Annotated in this window: 1 protein-coding gene; it reads right to left on the bottom strand. The window is 75.1% G+C overall.

Going from position 1 to position 429, the window contains the following annotated elements; genetic code table 11:
- Window positions 1-429, bottom strand: a 429-nt coding sequence (locus CCN51_RS49400; protein WP_245881853.1) for a class I SAM-dependent methyltransferase, incomplete at both ends; no start/stop codon positions are given.

The following is a 429-nucleotide window of genomic DNA, read 5'->3' as shown; positions in this document are numbered from 1 at the left end:
CGCGCCGCCGGGGAGGCCCGCGAGGTAGCCGAGCGTGCCGAACACCGCCTCACGGGTCAGATACGGCACCACGCCCAGCCAGCTGAAGAACGCCGGTCGCGCCGGGTCGAATCCGGCCGCCGCCAGGCCCTCGCCCAGACTCTCCCGTTCGAAGTCGACCGGTGCGAAGGTCAGCGACGGCGGCAGCGGGATGCCGGCGCCGGACAGGCGCTCGCGCTTCCACTCCTGGGTGGCCGGGTGGTCCACCTCGAAGACCGCGAGACCGGCGGCCTCGTGCGGATTGCGGTAGGCGAAGGTGTCCAGTCCGGCCCCGAGGACCACGAGTTGGCGTACGCCGCGTGCGACGGCGGCGGCCAGACGGTCCTCGGCGAAGCGCGAGCGGGCGGCGATGAACAGCCGGAAGCGCCGGCGCCCGGGCGCGGTGCGGGC

The organism is Streptomyces milbemycinicus, assembly GCF_002154605.1.
Classification (GTDB): Bacteria; Actinomycetota; Actinomycetes; order Streptomycetales; family Streptomycetaceae; genus Streptomyces; species Streptomyces milbemycinicus.
The sequence above is the reverse complement of the archived record's forward strand: the minus strand, read 5'-3'. Positions and strand labels throughout refer to the sequence as shown.